Annotated in this window: 18 protein-coding genes, 1 tRNA gene, 2 pseudogenes and 1 CRISPR repeat array; of the genes and pseudogenes, 10 read left to right on the forward strand and 11 right to left on the reverse strand. The window is 67.4% G+C overall.

Annotated elements, in window-relative coordinates:
- The first annotated feature begins 228 nt into the window (after nucleotides 1-228).
- Nucleotides 229-1,119 carry a LysR family transcriptional regulator gene (locus KDH83_RS19090; protein ID WP_212318766.1) on the forward strand — a complete coding sequence of 297 codons (891 nt, stop codon included), beginning with the start codon at nucleotides 229-231 and terminating at the stop codon, nucleotides 1,117-1,119.
- Between the two features lie 244 nt (nucleotides 1,120-1,363).
- Nucleotides 1,364-3,220, forward strand: a complete 1,857-nt coding sequence (locus KDH83_RS19095; protein WP_212318769.1) for a phosphoenolpyruvate carboxykinase (GTP) — start codon at nucleotides 1,364-1,366, stop codon at nucleotides 3,218-3,220.
- Nucleotides 3,221-3,301: 81 nt separating this feature from the next.
- Here KDH83_RS19095 and hutG read toward each other — a convergent pair whose 3' ends face one another.
- Together hutG and KDH83_RS32975 are read right to left on the reverse strand one after the other, a co-directional pair.
- Nucleotides 3,302-4,159 carry an N-formylglutamate deformylase gene (gene hutG, locus KDH83_RS32615; RefSeq protein ID WP_249205207.1) on the reverse strand — a complete coding sequence of 286 codons (858 nt, stop codon included), beginning with the start codon at nucleotides 4,157-4,159 and terminating at the stop codon, nucleotides 3,302-3,304.
- Nucleotides 4,151-4,774, reverse strand: a pseudogene (locus KDH83_RS32975) (DUF4180 domain-containing protein); the annotation flags it as partial. The gene hutG and the pseudogene KDH83_RS32975, both read right to left, overlap by 9 nt.
- Nucleotides 4,775-4,884: 110 nt before the next feature.
- Here KDH83_RS32975 and KDH83_RS19105 point away from each other — a divergent pair.
- Nucleotides 4,885-5,700: a class I SAM-dependent methyltransferase gene (locus KDH83_RS19105; protein WP_212318773.1), complete on the forward strand. Its 816-nt coding sequence runs from the start codon at nucleotides 4,885-4,887 to the stop codon at nucleotides 5,698-5,700.
- A gap of 21 nt (nucleotides 5,701-5,721) precedes the next feature.
- Here KDH83_RS19105 and KDH83_RS19110 read toward each other — a convergent pair whose 3' ends face one another.
- Entirely contained in the window at nucleotides 5,722-6,762 is a 1,041-nt protein-coding gene (locus KDH83_RS19110; RefSeq protein ID WP_212318775.1) for a substrate-binding domain-containing protein, read from the reverse strand.
- Nucleotides 6,763-6,938: 176 nt separating this feature from the next.
- On the opposite strand from KDH83_RS19110, the gene KDH83_RS19115 reads away from it, so the two are divergent.
- From KDH83_RS19115 to acpA, 3 genes are all read left to right on the forward strand, one after another.
- Nucleotides 6,939-8,282 carry an MFS transporter gene (locus KDH83_RS19115; RefSeq protein WP_212318777.1) on the forward strand — a complete coding sequence of 448 codons (1,344 nt, stop codon included), beginning with the start codon at nucleotides 6,939-6,941 and terminating at the stop codon, nucleotides 8,280-8,282.
- The gene (locus KDH83_RS19120; RefSeq protein ID WP_212318779.1) at nucleotides 8,279-9,658 is read left to right on the forward strand and encodes an amidase; all 1,380 of its coding nucleotides are present in this window, start codon (nucleotides 8,279-8,281) and stop codon (nucleotides 9,656-9,658) included. The genes KDH83_RS19115 and KDH83_RS19120 overlap by 4 nt, the downstream gene beginning before the upstream one ends.
- Before the next feature lie 349 nt (nucleotides 9,659-10,007).
- Entirely contained in the window at nucleotides 10,008-11,735 is a 1,728-nt protein-coding gene (gene acpA, locus KDH83_RS19125) for an acid phosphatase (RefSeq protein ID WP_212318782.1), read from the forward strand.
- 163 nt (nucleotides 11,736-11,898) lie between these two features.
- On the opposite strand, the gene KDH83_RS19130 is transcribed toward acpA, so the two are convergent.
- From KDH83_RS19130 to KDH83_RS19150, 5 genes are all read right to left on the reverse strand, one after another.
- Nucleotides 11,899-12,990: an RNA methyltransferase gene (locus KDH83_RS19130; RefSeq protein WP_212318784.1), complete on the reverse strand. Its 1,092-nt coding sequence runs from the start codon at nucleotides 12,988-12,990 to the stop codon at nucleotides 11,899-11,901.
- Between the two features lie 128 nt (nucleotides 12,991-13,118).
- Nucleotides 13,119-13,194, reverse strand: a tRNA-Ala gene (locus KDH83_RS19135).
- 63 nt (nucleotides 13,195-13,257) lie between these two features.
- Nucleotides 13,258-14,040: an exodeoxyribonuclease III gene (xth, locus tag KDH83_RS19140; protein WP_212318786.1), complete on the reverse strand. Its 783-nt coding sequence runs from the start codon at nucleotides 14,038-14,040 to the stop codon at nucleotides 13,258-13,260.
- A gap of 240 nt (nucleotides 14,041-14,280) precedes the next feature.
- Nucleotides 14,281-14,607: a helix-turn-helix transcriptional regulator gene (locus tag KDH83_RS19145; RefSeq protein ID WP_212318788.1), complete on the reverse strand. Its 327-nt coding sequence runs from the start codon at nucleotides 14,605-14,607 to the stop codon at nucleotides 14,281-14,283.
- Complete coding sequence (locus tag KDH83_RS19150; RefSeq protein ID WP_212318790.1) at nucleotides 14,591-14,845, reverse strand: type II toxin-antitoxin system RelE/ParE family toxin; 255 nt, start codon at nucleotides 14,843-14,845, stop codon at nucleotides 14,591-14,593. Before KDH83_RS19150 ends, KDH83_RS19145 begins: the two co-directional genes overlap by 17 nt.
- A 453-nt stretch (nucleotides 14,846-15,298) precedes the next feature.
- Here KDH83_RS19150 and KDH83_RS19155 point away from each other — a divergent pair, with 453 nt between their 5' ends.
- Nucleotides 15,299-15,511 carry a hypothetical protein gene (locus KDH83_RS19155; RefSeq protein WP_212318792.1) on the forward strand — a complete coding sequence of 71 codons (213 nt, stop codon included), beginning with the start codon at nucleotides 15,299-15,301 and terminating at the stop codon, nucleotides 15,509-15,511.
- A gap of 115 nt (nucleotides 15,512-15,626) precedes the next feature.
- The gene (locus KDH83_RS19160) at nucleotides 15,627-15,917 is read left to right on the forward strand and encodes a zinc ribbon domain-containing protein (RefSeq protein ID WP_212318794.1); all 291 of its coding nucleotides are present in this window, start codon (nucleotides 15,627-15,629) and stop codon (nucleotides 15,915-15,917) included.
- A 120-nt stretch (nucleotides 15,918-16,037) separates the two neighbouring features.
- On the opposite strand, the gene KDH83_RS19165 is transcribed toward KDH83_RS19160, so the two are convergent.
- Together KDH83_RS19165 and KDH83_RS19170 are read right to left on the reverse strand one after the other, a co-directional pair.
- Complete coding sequence (locus KDH83_RS19165) at nucleotides 16,038-16,637, reverse strand: hypothetical protein (RefSeq protein WP_212318796.1); 600 nt, start codon at nucleotides 16,635-16,637, stop codon at nucleotides 16,038-16,040.
- 143 nt (nucleotides 16,638-16,780) lie between these two features.
- A complete protein-coding gene (locus KDH83_RS19170; protein ID WP_212318799.1) occupies nucleotides 16,781-17,584 on the reverse strand; it encodes a FadR/GntR family transcriptional regulator in 804 nt (267 codons plus the stop codon).
- Between the two features lie 312 nt (nucleotides 17,585-17,896).
- Between KDH83_RS19170 and KDH83_RS19175 the strand changes: the two genes are divergently transcribed.
- Nucleotides 17,897-19,330, forward strand: a complete 1,434-nt coding sequence (locus tag KDH83_RS19175; RefSeq protein ID WP_212318800.1) for an aldehyde dehydrogenase family protein — start codon at nucleotides 17,897-17,899, stop codon at nucleotides 19,328-19,330.
- Between the two features lie 399 nt (nucleotides 19,331-19,729).
- Nucleotides 19,730-21,142: a CRISPR direct-repeat array (repeat unit 28 nt; unit sequence GTTCGCTGCCGCGTAGGCAGCTTAGAAA).
- Between the two features lie 144 nt (nucleotides 21,143-21,286).
- Nucleotides 21,287-21,994 carry a riboflavin synthase subunit alpha gene (locus KDH83_RS19180; RefSeq protein WP_212318802.1) on the forward strand — a complete coding sequence of 236 codons (708 nt, stop codon included), beginning with the start codon at nucleotides 21,287-21,289 and terminating at the stop codon, nucleotides 21,992-21,994.
- A gap of 204 nt (nucleotides 21,995-22,198) precedes the next feature.
- On the opposite strand, the pseudogene KDH83_RS32625 reads toward KDH83_RS19180, so the two are convergent.
- A pseudogene (locus tag KDH83_RS32625) lies at nucleotides 22,199-22,370 on the reverse strand (microcystinase MlrC family protease); the annotation flags it as partial.

Below are 22,370 nucleotides of genomic sequence, written 5' to 3' on the forward strand. Positions count from 1 at the left end.
CGGGCGGGCTCCGGGGGTGGGCAAGAGCGGGGCATGGTTATGGCGCGGCCAGGCCGCGTGATCGAGTGGATAAGGTCAAGAAGGATAAAATTGCCGCAATTAATGAAAAATAGGTCTCAGGGACGCATTGAAAGGACAAAATTTCCTTTATTGCCCAGGGCCAAATCAACCAGGCCTGGTCGGGCCGGCGCGGCGCGGCAAGACCTGGACATCCCTGAAGGAGCAGCGATGGAAAGCCTGAGCGGAATCCTGGCCTTCGTGCACGCGGCGCGCCTGCGCAGCTATGTGGCGGCCGGCGCGCAGCTGGGCATCTCGGCGTCGGCGGTGGGCAAGAGCGTGGCGCGGCTGGAGGACGGGCTGGGCGTGCGCCTGCTCAACCGCAGCACGCGCCGCATCAGCCTGACGGAGGAGGGCGAGCTGTTCCTGGAACGCTGCGCCCGCATCGTCCGCGAGCTGGAAGAGGCCGAGGCCGAAGTGACGCGGGGCCGGCAGTCGCCGCGCGGGCGGCTGCGCGTCAGCCTGCCCGCCATCGGTTATCGCATGCTGGTGCCGCTGCTGCCCGAGTTCACCCGGCGCTATCCCGAGATCGAGCTGGACCTGGACTTCAGCGACCGCATCGTCGACCTGATCGGCGAGGGGGTGGACGTGGCCATGCGCAGCGGCAGCTTCGCCGATTCGCGCCTGAAGGCGCGGCCGTTGGGCGCCTATCGCTTCGCGGTGGTGGCGTCGCCGGCCTATCTGGCGGCGCGCGGCGCGCCGCTCAAGCCCGTCGATCTGGGCGAACACGCGCGGCTGGCGTTCCGCCATGCGGGCGATGGGCAATTGCAGGAATGGCGATTCAGCGGCGCGCAGGAAGACGCCGCGCCGCCGCTGCGCGCCGCGCTGGCCTTCAATAATGTGGAGGCGCTGGTGGGCGCCGCCGAGGCCGGACTGGGCCTGGCCTATGTGCCGGACTTCGCCGTGCGCCAATTGCTGCATGACGGCAAGCTGGTCGAGACCTTGGCGGACTGGGCCGAGGAGGGCGGTCGCTTCTCGCTGCTGTGGCCCGCAACGCGGCATGCCTTGCCCAAGCTGCGCGTGTTCGTGGACTTTCTGGCCGAGCGCTTGCAGCAGGGGTGAGGGGCGCCAGCCGGACTCTGAATTGCCGCGCCGCCGCATGCGTGCGGCGCGTGGGCGCGAGCCCGACCCAAGCTTGCCGTGGCGCTTGTTTGAGGCGTCTCAATCGGTGACAAACTCCTCCATGTGGGCGGGTTGACGGGCTGCCCGGCGCTGCAAGTATGATGGCGCAAACGCATACGGCCCCTATCCGAACGGGGCCGTATCACTTGGCAGCATCACCAATACAAGTAGGGAGTAGACCCCGATGAATACGCCTTTGGAAGGGGGCCTGGCGGCCTTGAACGTGCCCGCCCATGTCAAGCACCGCGGACTGATCGACTGGGTCGCCCGCGTCGTCGCGCTGGCCAAGCCCGATCGGGTGGTCTGGTGCGACGGCTCGCAACAGGAATACGACCGCCTGTGCGAGCAGATGGTGCAGTCCGGCACCATGCGCCGCCTGAACCCCGCCAAACGGCCTAATTCGTTCCTGGCCTGTTCCGACCCGTCCGACGTGGCCCGCGTCGAGGACCGCACCTTCATCTGTTCCGACCGCGCCGAGGACGCCGGCCCCACCAACAACTGGGCCGATCCCGCCGAGATGCGCGCCACGCTCGACGGCCTGTTCGACGGCGCCATGCGCGGCCGCACGCTGTACGTGGTGCCGTTCTCGATGGGCCCGCTGGGCTCGGACATCGCGCATATCGGCGTCGAGCTGTCCGACAGCCCCTACGTGGTCGTCAACATGCGCATCATGACGCGCATGGGCAAGCAGGTCTATGACGTGCTGGGCGCCGACGGCGACTTCGTGCCCTGCGTGCATTCGGTGGGCAAGCCGCTGGCGGACGGCGAGGCCGACGTGGCCTGGCCCTGCAATCCCACCAAGTACATCGTCCACTACCCCAAGACGCGCGAGATCTGGAGCTTCGGCTCGGGCTACGGCGGCAACGCGTTGCTGGGCAAGAAGTGCTTCGCGCTGCGCATCGCGTCCACCATGGGCCGCGACCAGGGCTGGCTGGCCGAGCACATGCTGATCCTGGGCGTGACCTCGCCCAAGGGCCGCAAGTACCACGTCGCGGCGGCCTTCCCGTCGGCCTGCGGCAAGACCAACTTCGCCATGCTGATCCCGCCGCAGGGCATGGACGGCTGGAAGGTCAGCACCATCGGCGACGACATCGCCTGGATCAAGCCGGGCGCCGACGGCCGCCTGCACGCCATCAACCCCGAGGCCGGCTATTTCGGCGTGGCGCCGGGCACCAGCGAGCTGACCAACTACAACGCCATGGCCACGCTCAAGGCCAACGTCATCTTCACCAACGTGGCGCTGACCGACGACGGCGACGTCTGGTGGGAAGGCATGACCCAGACGCCGCCCGAGCACCTGATCGACTGGCAGGGCCAGGACTGGACGCCCGCCATCGCGCAGCAGACCGGCCGCAAGGCCGCGCATCCGAACGCGCGCTTCACGGCGCCGGCCGCGCAATGTCCGTCGATCGATCCGGAATGGGAAAACCCCGAAGGCGTGGTGATCGACGCCTTCATCTTCGGCGGCCGCCGTTCCACCACCGTGCCGCTGGTGACCGAGGCCCGCAACTGGGTCGAAGGCGTGTACATGGCCGCCACCATGGGCTCGGAAACCACCGCCGCGGCCGTGGGCCAGCAGGGCGTTGTGCGGCGCGATCCCTTCGCCATGCTGCCGTTCTGCGGCTACAACATGAGCGACTACTTCAACCACTGGCTGCAGCTGGGCAAGCGCCTGGAAGCGGCCGGCGCCACGCTGCCGCGCATCTATTGCGTGAACTGGTTCCGCAAGGGACCGGACGGCAAGTTCGTCTGGCCGGGCTTCGGCGAGAACATGCGCGTGCTGCGCTGGATGCTGGGCCGCATCGACGGCCAGGCCCAGGGCGTGGACCAGGTGTTCGGCGTGTCGCCCAGCTACCAGGACATCGACTGGACCGGGCTGGAGTTCACGCCGGACAAGTTCGAGCAGATCATGTCGGTGGACGAGGGCGCCTGGCGCGCCGAGCTGGCCCTGCACGGCGAGCTGTTCGGCCAGCTGGCGCAGCGCCTGCCCGAAGACCTGCCGGCCACCAAGGTCAAGATCGAGGGGCGGCTGGCGGCCTGATTCAGGCGGCCGGCGTCTGCTTCACTTCCCGCCTGCGCAGCGTCCGCGGCCCGGCTTGCGCCGGGTCGCGGACGTTTGCCTTCAACGTCCGCGAGCGCTGATCCGTTCCAGCGCCGCGCCGACCATGCCTTCCACCACGGGCGTCACCCGCGCTGCCAAGTCCGACCGGTAGGCGTAGGGATAGGTCTCGTCCATGTAGGTCGACTGGCACATCTCCAGTTGCACCGCGTGCACCTCGTCCCCGGGCTTGCCATAGTGGCGCGTGATGTGGCCGCCCTTGAAGCGGCCGTTGACGGCCCAGGTATAGGGCGCCGCGCCCTCCAGGCGCTGCCGGATCGCGTCCAGCACGTCGGGCGCGCAACTGGCGCCGTCGGCCGTGCCGACGTTCAGGTCGGGCAGCTTGCCCTCGAACAGGCGCGGCAGCACGCTGGCGATGGAGTGCGCTTCCCATAGCAGCACGGCGCCGTGCTCGGCGCGGATGCGTTCGATCTCCAGGCGCAGCTTGTCGTGGTATGGACGCCAGTACGCGTCCAGCCGCCGCGCGCGCTCGGCCTCGTCGGGCTCGGCGCCGTCCTGGTAGATCGGTTCGCCCCGGAATGTGTGCGTCGGGCACAGGCCGGTCTTGGTCTGGCCGGGATACAGGCTGGCGTCGTCGGACGGACGGTTCAGGTCCACCACATAGCGCGAATAGCGCGCGCCCAGCACCGAGGCGCCCAGCGCCCTGGCCCAGCCGTACAGCGTGTCCAGGTGCCAGTCGGTGTCGCCCGAGCGCAGGCCGGCCTCGGTCATGCGCGCGCGCTGCGCGTCGGGCAGCTGGCTGCCCAGGTGGGGGATGGAGATCAGCAGCGGCGCGTTACCGCGCTGGAATTGATAGATATCGCTCTTGGCGGCCGTGGCGGTTGCGCAGGCCTGTGCGAATCGCTGGCCCAGCGCGTCCATGTCGTCGGCGAACCAGACGGCGCGGCCCTGGTTGGACTCGCGCACGAAGTCGCGCAGCGCGCTGCTGGCGGCCAGCGGCGCCGAGATGTCGCCGACGATGGCGCACTTCATCCGGTAGTTGGTGAGCTTCTGCAGCATGTTGCCGGCGATGCGCGTTTCCAGCCGGAAGAAGTCCGTCGGCAGGCGGCAGACGGGCAGCACGATCCAGTCCACGTCCTCGCCCCAGGTCAGGCCCAGAAGGTCGGCGACGTCCTGCTCGCCGGCGAGCAGGGGGCCGTTGTCCGCCAGGCGCATGAGGCGCTGGCCGGCAACGTCGAGGAAGGTGTGCTGCGGGGTGTCCATGAGGTTCGGATCCTGGTCGTGTGGGTCGGCGATGGCGCCGGAGCGTCTTGCGGCCAGGGGCGCGGCTTCGGCGTCGGGGCCGGCTGTCTGGCGGGTCTTGCCTGGATGCAAGGTGGGATAGAATACCCGCTGCTCAAAGGAGCGCATCAAAATGATCATCCAGGCCTGACCTGCACCTCCCGCCATTTCCGGCAAGCCATCGCGGCCTTGCCGGAACGGCGCGTCCCTCCGGCGACCGCGCGTCCGCGCCCGCCGGGCACCCATTTCACGCATCCCAAGTTTGTCGCAAGCCACAGGCAGGGCGGGGCCACGCGCGTTCGCGCGCGCCCGCCGTCCGGACCCATGGCGCGCGCACGCGCGGTGCGCATCAAGGAGTTCTCTTCATGACGGCATCCTCCAATCATCACGACGCCAGCCTGGATCTGCTGGCCCACAATCAGGCGGCCTGGGACCAGCAGGCCGCGCAGGACTGCGAATGGTCGCGGCCCGTGACGCCCGAGATCATCGTGGCCGCTCGGGGCGGTGATCTGTCCGCCGCGCGCCTGACGCCGGAGCCGCTGCCGCGCGGCTGGCTGGACGCGGTCCAGGGCCTGCGCATCCTGTGCCTGGCTTCCGCCGGCGGCCAGCAGGCGCCGGTGCTGGCCGCGGCCGGCGCCGATGTCACCGTGTTCGACCTGTCCGAAGGGCAGCTGGAGCAGGATCGCGCCGTGGCGCGCCGCGAAGGGCTGGCGCTGACTGCCGTGCAAGGCGACATGCGCGATCTGTCGGCCTTCGAGGACCAGGCCTTCGACGTGGTGTTCCACCCCATCTCCAACCTGTACGTGCCCGACGTGCGGCCCGTGTGGCGCGAGTGCTTCCGCGTGCTGCGGCCGGGCGGCCGGCTGCTGTCCAGCTTCTACAACCCGGTCGTGTTCGTGGGCGACCGCGATCCGCGATACGCGGAGCAGGGCCTGATCCGGCCGGCGCACGCGCTGCCCTACGCGGACACGCGGCACCTGGACGCCGAGGCGCTGGATGCCAAGCGCGCGCGCGGCGAGGCGCTGGTGTTCGGCCACACGCTGCAGGACCAGATCGGCGGCCAGCTCGACGCCGGCTTCCTGCTGGCGGGCTTTCATGAAGCGCGCCAGCCCCGGCCGCGCTTCGTGATCGATGGCTATCTGCCGACCTTCCTGGCCACCCGGGCCGTCAAGCCGGCCTGAGCGCGCGGGCGGGCGCGGCGATCAGCCCGGCACGGGCCGGTCGCTGCTGCCGCGCACCACCAGCGAGGGCGCCAGGCGCTGGCTGCCCGGATCGTCGCCGGCCAGCTTCTGCAACAGCAGTTCCAGGCCCAGCCGGCCCATCTGATGCATCGGCGAATGGATGGTGCTCAGGCCGATGGGCAGCGCGCCGGCCAGCGGCGTGTCGTTGTAGCCCACGATGGCCACGTCGCGGCCGGCTTCCAGCCCGCGCTCGCGCGCCGCGCCCATCACGCCCACCGCCAGGAAGTCGTTGACCGCGAAGATCGCGGTGGGGCGGTCCGGGCCGGCCAGCAGGCCGGCGCCGACGCTGCGGCCGGCGTCGGTGTCGAAGGGGCTGGGAATGCGCCAGCGCGCGGGCACGTCCACGCCGCGCTCGGCGCAGACTTCCAGGAAACCGGCCGTGCGGTCGCGGCCGGTGCTGGCATACGGTTCGCCGGTCATCACCGCGATGCGGCGGTGGCCCATGTCCAGCAGATGGCGCGCCGCCAGGCGGCCGCCCTCGATGTCGTCGCAGGTCACCGCGCAGTGCGCGTCGGCATGGCGGCTGACCAGCACGAAGGGCACGCCGCGCGCGGCCAGTTCGGCCAGCAGCGGGTTGGGGCTGGCGTCCGGGCCGCTGTGCGCGTCGCCCAGGATCAGGCCATCCACGCGCCGCGCCAGCGCCATGTCGATCAGCTTGCGCTGCTTGTCCGGCTGGTCCTGGGTGTTGGAGACGAAGGTAAGGTAGCCGTGTTCGGCGGCGGCCTCGTCCACGCCTTCGTAGATCGTGGCCAGCACCATGTCGGACAGGCGCGGCACCAGCACGCCGATGCTGCGGCTGCGGCGGGTCTTGAGGCTGGCGGCGTGCGGATTGGCCTGGTAGCGCAGCTCGGCCGCCAGCGCGCGGATGCGCTCGACGGTGCCGGGCGCGGCCGCGCCGCGCGCATCGTCCTCGGAACCGTTCAGGACCCTGGACACCGTCGACACGTTCAGGCCGAGCTGCCGCGCCAGGCTCTGCAGCGGGACGGGGCGGGGTTTGTTCATGGGGCTGGAGGATACACGCTAGCGCGCGGCTGGAGGCGCGCCGCCGGCGCGGCATGGCCCCGTCTGGCGTCTTTCGGCCGCAATCTCAGCTAGGGTTTTCCCGGTGTCGCTTCCCGCCCAAAACCACTAGCATTCCGCAACCCAAACGTTTGGGTAAATCGACTGGACCGATCGCAATGACGACTGAAACGCAGAATTCCCGGTTCCGCTACCGGATCTTCACAATGGTGGTGCTGCTGGCGCTGATCAATTACATCGACCGTGGCGCCATGTCCTATGCCGCCGCCCACATCACGGGCGAGTACGGGCTGGACCGCGGCGACTGGGGCTCGGTGCTGGGCTACTTCGGCTACGGCTACATGGTGGGCGCGCTGTTCGGCGGCATGCTGGCCGACCGCTACGGCCCGCGCAAAGTCTGGATCGTGGCCGGCGTGACCTGGTCGGTGTTCGAGATCGCCACCGCCTGGGCCGGCGACTTCGGCCTGGCCTTCCTGGGCGGCTCGGCGCTGGCCGGCTTCGCCACCATCCGCATCCTGTTCGGCGCGGCCGAAGGGCCGGCGTACTCCATCATCAACAAGACCATCGCCAACTGGGCCACGCCGCGCGAGCGCGGCTTCGTGGTCGGCTTCGGCCTGCTCAGCACGCCGCTGGGCGCGCTGCTGACCGCGCCGGTGGCGGTGGGGCTGCTGAGCCTGACCGGCAGCTGGCGCGCCATGTTCTACATCCTGGGCGGCGCCGGCCTGATCGTGCTGGTGTTCTTCATGCGCATCTTCACCGACCGCCCGGAAACCAATCCGCGCGTGTCGCCCGCCGAGCTGCGCGAGATCCAGTCGGCCCGCCAGCAGGCCGCTGCCGGCCAGGCCGTGGACGGCCCGGCGCTGCCGTGGTGGACCTTCTTCCGCAGCAAGACGCTGATGCTCAACACGCTGGGCTATTTCTCGTTCATGTACGTGAACTTCCTGCTGCTGACCTGGACGCCCAAGTACCTGCAGGACAACTTCGGCTACAGCCTGTCCTCGCTCTGGTACATGGGCATGATTCCCTGGACCGGCGCCTGCGTCACCGTGCTGCTGGGTGGCCGCATCTCCGACCTGCTGCTCAAGCGCACCGGCAGCCTGAAGATCGCGCGCAGCTGGTTCGCCGCCGGCTGCCTGCTGGCCACCGCGCTGTGCTTCATGCTGGTGTCGCAGGCGCAGTCGGTGTTCGCCGTGATCGCGCTGATGACGCTGGCCAATGCGCTGAACGCGCTGCCCAACTCCGTGTATTGGGCCGTGGTCATCGACACCGCGCCGGCCAGCCGCGTCGGCACCTTCAGCGGCCTGATGCACTTCTTCGCCAACATCGCGTCCATCCTCGCGCCCACGCTGACCGGCTACCTGGCCGCGCGCCACGGCTATTCGGTGATGTTCGTGGCGGCGTCCATCGCCACCGCCATCGGCATGATCGCCATGCTGCAGGTGCGCCCCGGCGTGGCGCCGCGCCTGCCCGGCGCCAACGCGCATAGCGGAGCCGCGCGATGAGCCGGCCCGCGAGCGACACGCCGCGCCTGGCGGTCGAACCGGGCTTCTTCGCCGGCCGCGGCCTTGCCGAACTGGCGCGGGGCATGGCCGAGGGCGCGTTCAGCGCCGAGGACCTGGTGCGCCACGCCGGCGCGGCCATCGAGCGGCTCAACCCGCAGCTCAACGCCTTCGTGCACACGGACATTCCCACCGCGCTGGCGCAGGCGCGCGCGCTCGACGCCGAGCGCGGGGCGGGGCGCGTGCGCGGTCCGCTGCACGGCATCCCGGTTGCCATCAAGGACAACGTCGACACCGCCGACATGCCCACCACCATGGGCGCCGCGCATTTCCTGGGCCATCGCCCGGCGGCCGACGCGCGTTGCGTGACGCTGCTGCGCGAGGCCGGCGCCATCGTGGTCGGCAAGACGCTGACGCATGAATTCGCCTACGGTCCCACTGGCGACCGCAGCGTCCAGGGCGCCGCGCGCAATCCCTGGGATCCGGCGCGCATCACCGGCGGTTCCAGCGCCGGCAGCGCGGCGGCGGTGGCCGCGGGCATGGTGCCGGTGGCGCTGGGCACGGACACTGGCGGCTCGGTGCGCGTGCCGTCGGCGCTGTGCGGCCTGGTCGGCTTCAAGCCCTCGCATGGCCGCGTCAGCGACACGGGCGTGTTTCCGCTGTCGCCCTCGATCGAGGACGTGGGCGTGCTGGCGCAGAGCGTGGAGGACGCGCAGGCGTTCATGCGCATCCTGAGCGAAGGCGCCATCGCCGATGCCGGGGATGCGAGCGATGCGCCGCGCATCGCCTGGCTCGCCAACGCGCCGTTTGCCATCGACCACGCGCTGGTCACCGCCTGCGCGCGCGCGGCGGCCGAACGGCTGGCCGGCGCGGCGCTGCGGGATGGCGGCGAGGTCACCCAGCACGCGCGCGCGCTGCAGGCCGCGTTGAGCGCGATCCAGCGTTCCGAAGCCTATGATGTGCACGCCGAGCGCGTCGAGCGCGAGCCCGGCAAGTACGATCCCGAAGTGCTGGAGCGGCTGCGCGCCTCGCGGCCGGTGCAGGGCTGGGAGTACGTGCGTGGCCTGAAGGAAAGGGCGCGGCTGCAGGCCGAGTTCGCGCGGATCTTCGAGCATGTCGACGCGCTGGCGCTACCCACCGTCGCGATCACCGCGCCGGCCCTGCAGCAGCGCAGCGTCAATGGCCCGGGCAGCGCAGGCGTGCGTGAAACGCTGCTGGGCCTGACCAATCCGTGGAACGTGCTGGGTTTGCCGGCCATCAGCCTGCCCGCGGGCTTCGTGGACGGACTGCCCGTGGGCCTGCAGCTGGTGGGGCCGGCCGGCGCGGACGCGGCGCTGCTGGCGCTGGCGGCGCGTCATTGGAAGCCGGCACACGCTTGAGTCCGAGCGGACATGCCATGCCGCAGGCGGCGCCGCGCATGGCGGCATCACGCCGCGCCGCCTGCTGACAGTTCTCTGAAGCGACGCGACTCCAGCGCTGCGTAGGCCTCAATGCCTGCGCAGCGCTCTTCTTTTTGCTCATCGTTTTCCCTTGCCCGCGCGGATGCTTCTCCATGCCGTGCCACTCACGCACGGCCATGGCATGCCGGCGCCTTGACAGCCTCCTGACAGCAACCGGTCACACCCGGAGAACATTGCGTCTCTAGTCTGTGGCCCGTCAACGATGCCGGCTGTCATCCGGCGCCCAGCGACGCAATGACAGTGCGCCGCGTTCCACGCAAGGTCACTCATGTCTGAAAAAGAAAAGCATCCCGCAACGCCGCCCGAGGACGCCAAGGGCAATCCGCCGGAGCAGGTCCGGCCCGCGCGCCGCGGCTTCCTGACCGGCATCGCCGCGCTGGGCGCCAGCGCCACGGCGCTGGGCGCGCTGGGCGGCTGCTCCAGCGACGACAATGACGACGACAAGCCCGCGCCGCCGCCGGCTCCGCCGACGCCGCCCGACACCACCAAGCTGCTGCGCGACAACGTCAAGACGCTGGTCGTGATCTTTGCCGAGAACCGCAGCTTCAACAATCTCTTCGCCAATTTCCCCGGCGTCGAAAAACCGCTGTCCGCGCTCACCGCCGCCGACTACACGCAGTACGACCGCGACGGCACGGCGCTGTCCGTGCTGCCGCCGGTGTGGGGCGGCATGGTGCCGCAATCGCAGCAGGCCAACCACATCACCTATCAAGTGGACCAGGCCGCGCCCTACATGAACAACCTGGCCAACGCGCCGTTTCCGCTGCGCGGCCCGCAAGGCGAGCCGCTGCCGCAAGGCGTGGTCACGCGCGATCTGTGGCATGTGTTCTATCAAAACCAGATGCAGATCAACGGCGGCAAGAACGACCGCTTCGTCGCCTGGGCGGATTCGGGCGGCCTGGTCATGGGCTACTACAGCGACTCGGCCTACAACCTGCGGCTGTGGAAGCTGGCCCAGGAATTCACGCTCTGCGACAACTTCTTCCAGGGCGCCTTCGGCGGTTCGTTCCTGAACCACCAATACCTGGTCGCCGCGCAGCCGCCGGTCTATCCGGATGCGGCCAACTCGGTGGCCAAGGTCCAGATCGCCCAGCTGCAAAGCGCGGATCCGACCGACACGCGCCTGCAGCCCAAGCCCACGTCGCCGGCCAGCGCCATGACCGGCATTCCGCAGTTCGGCGCCAGCGCGCTCTCGCCCGACGGCTTCGGCGTGAATACCATGGGGCCGCCGTACTGGCCGGCGTTTTCGCGCAGCGCCGCGGATCCGACGCAGGCCGATCCCGCCAACCCGATGACCATGGTGCCGCAAGGCCACGCCAACATCGGCGACCTGATGACGGCCAAGGGCCTGGATTGGGCCTGGTACGCGGGTGGCTGGCAGGCTGCCGTCGACTCCACCGCCAACACCGGCTTTCCGTCGTCGCCCAACTTCCAGGCGCATCACCAGCCCTTCAACTACTTCAAGAGCACCGCGCCCGGCACGCCGGCGCGCGCGGCGCATCTGCGCGATGGCGGCCTGGGCGATATCACCGCGACCAACAAATTCCTGGCCGACGCCGAGGCCGGCAAGCTGCCGCCGCTGACCTTCTACAAGCCGCAGGGCAATCTCAACATGCATGCCGGCTACGCCGACGTGGAGTCGGGCGACCGCCACATCGCCCACATCGTCGACAGCCTGCGCAAGAGCGCGCAATGGAAGAACATGGTGGTGGTCATCACCGTGGACGAGAACGGCGGCTGGTGGGACCACGTCGCGCCGCCCAAGGGCGACCGCTGGGGTCCGGGCTCGCGCATTCCGGCGCTGGTGATCTCGCCATTCTCGAAGAAGGGCGCGGTGGATCACACCATCTACGACACCGGCTCGATCCTGCGCCTGGCCACACGCTTGTTCGACCTGCCGGTGCTGGATGGATTGAAGGCGCGCGACGAGGCGATGAAGGGGCGCGGACAGCAGCCGATGGGCGATCTGACCAATGCGTTGACGTTTGGCGCGTGATGTTCAGCGTTTGATGTGGAGCAGGGCGGCCGTCGCGGCCGTCCTGATCTTGCGCGCAGGCCTCGGGTGGCTGGCGGGCGCACGGCAGGCCGGAGCGGGAGGGGATATCTCGGCCTGTCTGCGCCGGTGGCGCCGTCTTCAGGCCTGGGCGAGATTCAAGCCGTCAGGTTGGCGCGCCGGCGGTGGCGTGGGTTGTGCCCGGCGAGCCTTCCGGTCTTGCGCCACGCGTGCGGCGCAGCTCCACCACCTGCTCCGCGCCGACGGCGCGGGCGCGCAGTTGGCCGCAGCCGGCGTCCACGTCCTGACCGGCGCTGTTCCTGATCTTGGTCAGCACGCCACGGCTGTGCAGGTTGCGGACGATCTCGCGGATGCGCTCGGGATCGGGGCGCTGGTAGTCATCGCCTTCGAGGCTGTTGAACGGGATGACGTTGAGCACGCCGTACTTGCCCTTGAGCAGGCGCACGATGGCGTCGAGTTCATCGTCGCCGTCGTTGACGCCCTTGAGCAGCGTCCATTGATACTGGATCGGGTAGCCGGTGTCGCGGGCGTACTGTTCGCCGAGTTCGATCAGCGCTTCGGGCGCGATTCTCGGCGCGCGCGGCAGCAGGTGCGCGCGCAGTTCCGCCTTGGTCGTGTGCAGCGACAAGGCCAGCGCGGGCTTGATGCGCTGCCTGGGCAGCGCCTCGAACACGCGCGGATCGCCCACGGTCGAGAACACCAGGTTCTTGTGGCCGATGCCGCCCTCGGTGCCGAGCAGGTCGATGGCTTCGAGCACGTTCTCGAGATTGTGCGCGGGCTCGCCCATGCCCATGAAGACCACCTTCTTCACCGCGCGCATGCGCCGCGCCAGCACCACCTGGGCCAGGATCTCCATGCTGCTGACCTGGCGGATCAGGCCGCTCTTGCCGGTCATGCAGAAGCGACAGCCCACCGCGCAGCCGATCTGTGTCGAGACGCAAAGCCCATCGCGCGGCAGCAGCACGCTTTCCACCATCTGCCCGTCGGCCAATTCGACCAGCAGGCGCGAGCCATCGTTGCCGGCATGCTCGGAACGGACGCGGGCCAGACCGTCCAGCTCCGCCGTCAGGGCGGGCACGGCGTTGCGCAGCGCCAGCGGCAGGAAGTGTTGGGAGTCGCGCCGTCGCGTGCCCTGGTCCAGCGGCTGGCCTTGCAGCCAGACGCGCATGAGCCGGCCGCGATGCACGGGCAGGGCGTCCAGGGATGCGAGACGTTGGTCGAAGTCGGCGTGGCGCATGCGAAAAAAGAGGCGAGCGGCGCCAGATGTAGGCCGCCAAGCCTGTGCGGTCGAGCGAATTGATGAGCTTGCAGATACAAAAAAGCCTTGGAACACAGTGTGTATCCAAGGCTTTTCCGTCTGGAATTTGGTGGAGCGGAGGAGGATCGAACTCCCGACCTTCGCATTGCGAACGCGACGCTCTCCCAGCTGAGCTACCGCCCCAAATCAAGCAAGACCGCAACTATACAGGAAAATTCCCGCGCTGTGCATAGGCGCTGGAAATTCCTATTCGAAGGACAGCGTGGCGATCACCGGCGCGTGGTCGGACGGCTGCTCGTTACGGCGCGGTTCCTTGTCGATGTCGCAGGCCACGCAGCGCTTGACCAGCGGCGCCGACAGCAGCACATGGTCGATGCGCAGGCCGGCGTTGCGGCGGAAGCCGAACTGGCGGTAGTCCCACCAACTGAAGGACTTCTCGGGCTGCGGGAACAGGCGGAAGGAATCGGTCAGGCCCAGGTCGAGCAGGGCGCGGAAGGCGTTGCGCTCGGGCTCGGACACCAGCACCTGGCCTTCCCACTTTTCCGGGTTGTGCACGTCCTCGTCGGCCGGGGCGACGTTGTAGTCGCCCAGCACCGCCAGGCGCGGGTATTGGCCGATCTCGTCGGCCAGCCACTGGCGCATGCCCTCGAACCAGGCCAGCTTGTATTCGTATTTGTCGGAACCCACGCTCTGGCCGTTGGGGCAATAGGCGCAGACCACGCGGACGTCGCCGTCCGGGCTGGGCAGGGTCAGCGCCAGCACGCGCTGCTGCGGGTCTTCAAAGCCGGGGATGTTGCGCACCATGCCGGCGCCGGGCGCGCGCGACAGGATGGCGACGCCGTTGTAGGTCTTCTGGCCGGCCCAGACGGCGTGATAACCGGCTTCGGTGAAGGCGGCTTCCGGGAATTTGTCGTCGGTGAGCTTCAGTTCCTGCAGGCACAGCGCGTCGACCGGATTGGCGGCCAGCCAGTCCAGCACCTGGGGCAGGCGCACGTTGAGGGAGTTGACGTTCCAGGTGGCTAGTTTCATGGGATACGAATTTTCTTTTGACTTCGGGTGTTATACGGATGGGCTGCCTGATTGTTCGCTCGATCTGTTCCTGCGAGCACCTGCCTGGGACCGCTGTGAGCGCATTCTTGTCGTGTGGATACCCATCATGGTATCAGCGGGAGTTCTCGTTCCACGCGAACACCATGTATGCGGAGATTCATTACCCCGGCCATCAGGCAGACGCAGGATCGGTTTGGTTGAGCGGCTTTTCTTGACGTTTCAAAAGTCCAACTGTGCCGCTGCAATGCCCAGCGCGGCGGCAATTTTCTCGCGGCTTGCCTTGCGTAGCCGGCTGCTGCTTTCCTGTTGCGCATAGGCGGATTGACTGATGCCCAGCCGCTCGGCCACGTCGGCCTGGGTCAAACCGAGGTGCTCCCGCCAGGCGCGGACCGGTGTGGCGCCGTCGACGCTGCGGCTGATCACGTCATGAGGAATCATGCTCTTCTCGGTGTTGCGGGACGCGACATAGTCTGTATAGGGGATGACGACAAAAGCGGGTTCGCCGCCGGGGCCGTTGATGATCTGGATGTTAGTAGGCATGTTCATCGCGTTTTCTCACTTCCTCAATCTCGACAACCTTCACGGCGCCATCCCAATTGAACAGGACACGGTAGTTGCTAATGCGTAGCCGGTAGCCGTGCCGATGATTCGTGAGGGCCTTGACGTTCTGGCATGCAGGCATGGCCTTCAGCGTCTCTACGCCGTCCCGGATCGTTACCTGGTGCTGATGGTCCAACTTGCGTAATTGCTTTGCCGCCTTCTGGGTCCAGAGGATCGCGTTCATTGTACAAAATTATAAGTAAATAATAAGTTTTATTCTTGTATATAAGTTTGTTATTGAGAGCCCGTGTCCCTGTGGCTCGAAGGAGGATGACGTTGTTGGCTCTGCACCCAGGGGGCACGGGGACCATGCATCTTGATTGCGGGCGGTATGCAGCACAATTCGGATCGCTCGCAATGATGAAAATTGGGCGGATTCTTCTTGGCCTGCACGGATCGCCGGCGTCTGCGTGCGTCGCCGTGTCCTGGATGTCGTCCACGAGATATGTAGGCGCATGGCGTCGCGCGCGCCTGGTGCCTCTATGTGCCGGGTCTGCCCGAAGGCTGGTCCGTCACTGTCGGCCGTCCATCATGATGCGTACACCGCGCGAATTGTCCGCTTTTCTGGAAAATTGTTTTCCGTTGATGGAACGTTTGCTAGCATCAAGCATCCGGCACTAATTTTCTCGAAATCTCCATGAACAAGCTGAAGTGTGCTTGGCGTGCGACTTCGAATTCGGCGCGTCGAAGTTGGCGTCCATTCCTTCTGGGACTCTTGATTTCCTTGTTGTTGGCGGCCTGCACCTTTGGGCTATTGATCGAATCCGAGCGCGCGCAGCGCGCCGCCTTTGCCATCGGCGGAACCCTGATCGGCATGATTTGCCTGGCCTTGCTCATCTGCAGGAAGTAGTAAGGGCGGGATCTCCCGGCGCCCGCCCATTGTGCCGCTTGTGTTTGACTCTAAAGTAACTTCAGGCTTTTCAATCAAGCCCAGGTCAATGCCGCAAGGCGATTTGGAGTCCGACATGGGCATACTGAAGCATCTGCTGGGAGGCGGGCATGGCAGCCGCCAAGGCTACGGTTCACACGGCAACCGGCACGGCCAGAACGGATCCTACGGCGATCCGAACATGAATCCTCAACCCCGTCAGGCCACGCTTGCCTGTGGCGCTTGCGGCGCGGCGCAGGCTGCTGGCGGCCGCTACTGCGCGCAATGCGGGGCATCGCTGACGCCGGCCGCGTGCGCGCAATGCCGGGCGGCGCTTGCGCCCGGCGCGAGTTTCTGTGGGCAGTGCGGCGCACGGGCGCAGGCTTGAACGCCCGCGCGCGGCGGCATGGCGGCGCTTTGCGGACATGCGCGACGCCGTCCTGATGGCGGCGTCGACCCGCGCTCAAGGCGCGCTGGACGACGGTTCACGGGCGGCTTCGAGCCGCTGTCAGCGTGCGCTGGCCGGCGCCGGCATGGCGGCGGTCGGTTCGCGAAAGGCCAGCCAGGCATGCAGCGCTCCGGCGTGCACATGCGAGGCCACGCCGAATCCCATGGCGAGCGCGATTCCGCCCAGGGCGGCCGGTCCGGCGTCCCGCGTGCCCAGCAGCATGGCGGCCAGTTCCGGCAGCAGGCCCGAGGCGGCGCCCGCCGCCAGGAACAGGGCGCCGGCCGTGGCCTGGGCGGTGGCGGCGTGCTGGCGCGCCAGCGCGGCGCGGTCGGCATAGCCACGGCGGCCATGACGATAGTGGGTGCGCAGGATCGCGACGGCATTGCCGGCGGCGACGATGAGGGGCAGCGACCACCAGAAATACGGGTTGTCGCTGCGGGCATCGATGCAAAGCAGGACGACGACGAAGGCGAAGGTGGGCGAGGCCAGCGTGCAGATCGCCCAGGACAGCAACAGCCAGGTCCGCCACGGGCCGCGCCAGCGCAGGCTGGGCGGGGCGGCGGCAGCAGCGGGCGGCGAGTCCGGCGCCGAGGCGCCGAGCCAGGGCCGGCGGCCGTTGGCGTCCATCGTGCCGGTGCTGGGTTTGTCCGAGGATTGCAAGGCGCCACTCCGTCTGTTGGGCTGGCCGGCGGCGTGCGCGAACCGCCGGCGAGGCCGGGGGATTTCCCGGTCCATACCTATAGACGTTTCAGGGCATGTGAATCCGCACAGTTTTTTCGTAACACTGTGCGTCGCGACGACGCCTACTGTTCCGGTCCGCTGTTGAGCATCCGGCTGCGAGCCTTCTCGATATGCGAGCGCATGATGTTGCGCGCGCCCTCTGCGTCCTGTTCGCGGATCAAGCGGTAGATCTGGCGATGCTCGTCGATGGCGGCGCGGGTGCGCTTCCAGGGTTCGATATGGACCAGCTGCCGCATCACGTTGACGGCGTGGCTTACGTCGTACTCCAGCGACTTGAGCACTTGCACGAAGCGCTGGTTGCCGGTGGCGGCGGCGATGGCGCGATGAAAGCCGAAGTCGTGGTGGTGGGCGATGTTGCCGGACGCGTCCGCTTCCTCGTAGCCGGCCAGCATGCGGTCCATTTCCTGCAGGTCGCGCTCGCTGCGGCGCAGGGCCGCGAAATAGGCGCACTCGGGTTCGATCACCATGCGCAGCTCCAGCCCCTCGAGGATGTGGCCGACGCGCCGGGCCGGATCGACCGCGGGCATGCCGCCCATCAGGTCGGGCTTGGCGCGCACATAGGTGCCCGAGCCGCGCCGCGAGTCCACCAGCTGGTCCTCGCGCAGCCGGTCCAGCGCCTGGCGCACGACCGGGCGCGACACTTCGAACAGCGCGGCCAGTTCCAGCTCGGCGGGCAGCTTGCTGCCCGGCGCGATCTTGCCGGTGGCGATGGCGTAGAACAGGCTCTCGTACACGCGTTCGGCGAAACGCTCGGCGCGCACATAGCCCAGGCCGGACGCGACCTCGGCCAGCGCATCCAGTTCGGGCCTGGGCCGGCTGGCGGCCTGCAGCAGGGCATCGAGCTGCGGGTCACGCGTGTTGCTCATCGCTGCGCTCCTTCTGTCTGGGCTTGCGGCTTGTCATGCGCTTTGACAAGACCGGCGCGGGCGCGGGGCGCTCGCAGTCCTAGGGATAACCCGAGTCGGGCTGGAAAATTCCTGAAGCTTGGGACAAAAGCTGTCAATGCAATTGACAAGTTGTCGGGCGCTCCCGTAATTTTCCATCAAATCACAAGGCCTGTGCGATCGACGCGCGGGCCGCGTTTCCGGCTCCCGCCGGAGACGCCCGGGAGACTCGGCGGCGCAGCCGCCAGCCATTTCAGCAACCGGCCGTCCGGCCGCCACTTTACTGCGCACATCGTGAGCCAAAAGAACTTCATCGCCAATCAATGGGTGGCCGCCGCCACCGGTGAAACCATTCCCGTGCTGAACCCGTCCGACGGTCAGCAGTTCGAGACGATCGCGCGCTCGGGCCAGGAAGACGTGGACCGCGCCGTGGGCGCGGCGCGCGCGGCGTTCGAGGGCGAGTGGGGGCAGATGGCGCCGGCCGCCCGCAGCCGCCTGCTGATGCGCATCGCCTTCGCACTGCTCGACCGCCAGGAAGAGCTGGCGCAACTGGAATCGGCCGACGCCGGCAAGCCCATCAAGCAGGCGCGCGCCGACGCCGCCGCCGTGGCCCGCTACTTCGAGTTCTACGCCGGCGCGGTCGACAAGCTGCATGGCCAGACCATTCCCTACAACCCCGGCTTCACCGTGCTGACCGTGCGCGAGGCGCATGGCGTGACCGGCCACATCGTGCCGTGGAACTATCCGCTGCAGATCTTCGGCCGCAGCGTGGGCGCGGCGCTGGCCGCCGGCAACGCCTGCGTGGTCAAGCCGGCCGAGGACGCCTGCCTGTCGCTGCTCAAGCTGGCCGAGATCGCGGCCGAGGCCGGCCTGCCGGCCGGCGCGCTGAACATCGTCACGGGCTACGGCCACGAGGCCGGCGCCGCGCTGTCGGCTCATTCCGGCATCGACCACATCTCGTTCACCGGCTCGCCGCAGACCGGCAAGATGGTGGCGCACGCCGCCGCCGACAACCACGTGCCCGTCACGCTGGAACTGGGCGGCAAGTCGCCGCAGATCGTGTTCGACGACGCCGACCTGGACGCGGCCATGCCGGTGCTGCTGGCCGCCATCATCCAGAACGCCGGCCAGACCTGCTCGGCCGGCAGTCGCGTGCTGATCCAGCGCGGTGTGTACGAAACCGTGCTCAAGCGTCTGTCCGAGGCCTTCGCCGCCACCGTGACCGGCCCGGCGGCGCAGGACCTGGATGTGGGCCCGCTGATCAGCGCCCGCCAGCACGACCGCGTGCGTGGCTTCGTTGCCGAAGCCGAGGCCGAGGGCCTGAAGGTGGCGGCGCGCGGCAAGCTCAAGGACGGCGCGTCCGCGTCCGGCTACTACCAGGTGCCGGTGCTGTTCCGCGACGTGCCGCCGAACAGCCGCCTGGCGCAGGAGGAAGTGTTCGGCCCGGTGCTGGCCGCCATGGCCTTCGACACCGAAGCGGAAGCGGTCGCGCTGGCCAATGGCACGCTGTACGGCCTGGTCGCCGGCGTCTGGACGCGCGACGGCGCCCGCCAGCTGCGCCTGGCCCGCCAGCTGCGCGCCGGCCAGGTCTTCGTCAACAACTACGGCGCGGGCGGCGGCGTGGAACTGCCTTTCGGCGGTTCGCGTCAGTCGGGCTATGGCCGCGAGAAGGGGTTCGAGGCGCTGTATGGCTTCACCACGTTGAAGACTATCGCGATCAAGCACTGACGCGTTAGCGTGGTTTTTGTAGCAAGGCCGAGGCCGCGCCGGGTGCGCGGCCTCGGTTTTTTTGTTTTGGGGAGACATGCACGCCGACTCTTCATCGGCCTGTACGCGTCTTGGACTTTCGGGAGAGGGGGGCGCTATTTGTACGGGAGGCGGGCATGACTACGGGCCGGCACAGGCGGTCTTGGCCGGGGCGAGGGAGATTCCACAGTATTGGGGAAGACTGCCAGGCAGGGGCGTGGATCCTGATGTGGAAGGACTGCATGCGCCGAACCCTTTTTTTGTGGGATTTAACTGCACCATAAAAATCAAGGACTTACGGAATGGGTGAAAATTTGGGTGTTTGGAGCCCGGGAAGTGGTTTTTTCTTTAGAATCAAGCAGCTGTGGAGTTTGATGAACAGTTCGCTGCCGCGTAGGCAGCTTAGAAAAAGGTGATGGAACGCCGCCAAGAGCCGGCGCCGTTCGCTGCCGCGTAGGCAGCTTAGAAAAGTACAGCGACAGATTGTCGAACGTCGTCACAGTTCGCTGCCGCGTAGGCAGCTTAGAAATGGAATCTCTTGGCCTGGGCGATTCGCTCAGCGTTCGCTGCCGCGTAGGCAGCTTAGAAAGCGTGGACACCTTCGAAAGCTCCAACGACGATTGTTCGCTGCCGCGTAGGCAGCTTAGAAAATTGCGCAACCACACCTTCTGATACTCGAACAGGTTCGCTGCCGCGTAGGCAGCTTAGAAAGGCTCGATGTACGCGAGCATCTGCGCTACGTGGTTCGCTGCCGCGTAGGCAGCTTAGAAAAGGTCCGTGGCGCCCGCGTCGAATTCGAAGCGGTTCGCTGCCGCGTAGGCAGCTTAGAAAGCATTCGTCAGGAAGTGCGCAAGGACGCCGTGGGTTCGCTGCCGCGTAGGCAGCTTAGAAAAATCCGCTGAACGGCAGCTACATGTCCTCGCTGTTCGCTGCCGCGTAGGCAGCTTAGAAAAGCGAGAGCAGCATTGCGCGGCAGAAGTGGTGGTTCGCTGCCGCGTAGGCAGCTTAGAAAATGAGCCGGGCCGTATTCGACGCCGAGGTCCGGTTCGCTGCCGCGTAGGCAGCTTAGAAAGACGCCGCCCGCAAGTTGGCGGTGACGAAGCTGTTCGCTGCCGCGTAGGCAGCTTAGAAAACCGCGCAGGCCGGCCGCCATGCGCTTCTCCTGGTTCGCTGCCGCGTAGGCAGCTTAGAAATGGGTTTGCAGGTCGATGGCCGTGAATTCGCCCGTTCGCTGCCGCGTAGGCAGCTTAGAAATTGCGCCGGTCGAACGTCTCGCGCATCAGCACGTTCGCTGCCGCGTAGGCAGCTTAGAAAAACACGGGGTTATATGCATAGGGGCGGATCAAGTTCGCTGCCGCGTAGGCAGCTTAGAAATGAACCGCGCACGTTTACCCGCGTGCGCCCGTGTTCGCTGCCGCGTAGGCAGCTTAGAAATGCATACGCAGGCCTTCGGCAATGCATGGGTCGTTCGCTGCCGCGTAGGCAGCTTAGAAAATGCTCAGAATGTCCGGGTCGAAACGTCCGGTGTTCGCTGCCGCGTAGGCAGCTTAGAAATGCTGGATCAGGTTGTCCAGCTGGACGAGGTTGTTCGCTACCGCGTAGGCAGCTTAGAAAACCTTGGGCACGTCGTAGCGTAGCGCTGCCCAGTTCGCTGCCGCATAGGCAGCTTAGAAAGCAGACATCCCGGCTGGGATGGATTACCCGTGGTTCTCTGCCGCATAGGCAGCTTAGAAAAAACGTTGTTCCGCAAACGATCTGCCCTTGGTGTTCGCTGCCGCATAGGCAGCCAAGACAGTGAACGTTCCGACGGCCTGCTTCACCTGTGCCAATTCGCTACCATCCAGCCGTCGCCAGGGACATCACCCGGCCCGAAGCAAAATATCGGTTAACGTTGATGTTTTGTTTCACGGGCGCGCCGCGCCCCGCATCAGGATTCGTATGTTCACAGGCATAGTCCAAGGCACCGCGAAGATCGCCAAGATCGCCGATCGCGAGGGCCTGCGCACTTTCACGCTCGATTTCCCGCCGGGCTTTTGTACTGATCTGGCGGTGGGCGCCAGCGTGTCCACCGACGGGGTCTGCCTGACCGTGACCGAGCTGACGGGCCCGGACCAGGCCACCTTCGACGTCATGCTGCAAAGCCTGGCCATCACCACCCTGGGCGCCTACCAGGAAGGCGACCGCGCCAACGTCGAGCGCGCGGCCAAGGACGGCGCCGAGATTGGCGGGCATCCGCTGTCGGGGCATGTGGACTTCACGTCCGAAGTGGTGATGGTCAAGTCGTCGGACACGAACCGGCTGATGCGCTTCAGCATTCCCGAGGACTTCCGCAAGTACGTGTTCGCCAAGGGCTATATCGCCATCAACGGCGCCAGCCTGACCGTGTCCGAGGTCAACCGCGCCGAGGGTTGGTTCGAGGTCTGGCTGATTCCCGAGACGCGCCGCATGACGGTGTTCGAGGACAAGCAGGTCGGCGACGCCGTCAATATCGAGATCGAGCGCGGCACCCAGGTGGTGGTGGACACCGTGCGCGAGACTGTGCAGGAAAGCCTGGGCAAGCTGCAGCCGCTGCTGGAAGCGATCCTCAAGGAAAAGGGGCTGTCGCTGGAGGACTTCGTGACTCCGCAACAGGCCAAGCTGAAGTAGAGCCCTGGACGCAAGACTCCTAAAGCCAGGCCCTTGAAGCTGGACCTTTAAAGCCAGCCCATTAAAGCGAGACCCTTAAAGCCAGACCCTGAAAACAAACCGCCCCGCGGCACGAGGCCGGGGGCGGCAGGGTCTGCGCAACGAGGCTTGCGCAAGACATCATGCGCCCGCGTCCGGCTCCGTGCCGGCGCGGGCGCATGTCGTTCAGCCAGCGAAGGCGCGGCCCAGCGGCTTGACGCGGATGCCGGGACGCAGGCGCGTCCAGGGCAGGTCGGCGGGGGCGGCCTGCATGGGGCCGGGGGCCTTGGCCCCCAGCCCCTCGTGCGCGGGGGGCCGGAAGTCGGCGCGGGAGTGCACCGAGCCTTTCCCCCCCCGG

The organism is Achromobacter sp. Marseille-Q0513 (assembly GCF_018195695.1).
Taxonomy (GTDB): Bacteria; Pseudomonadota; Gammaproteobacteria; order Burkholderiales; family Burkholderiaceae_B; genus Achromobacter.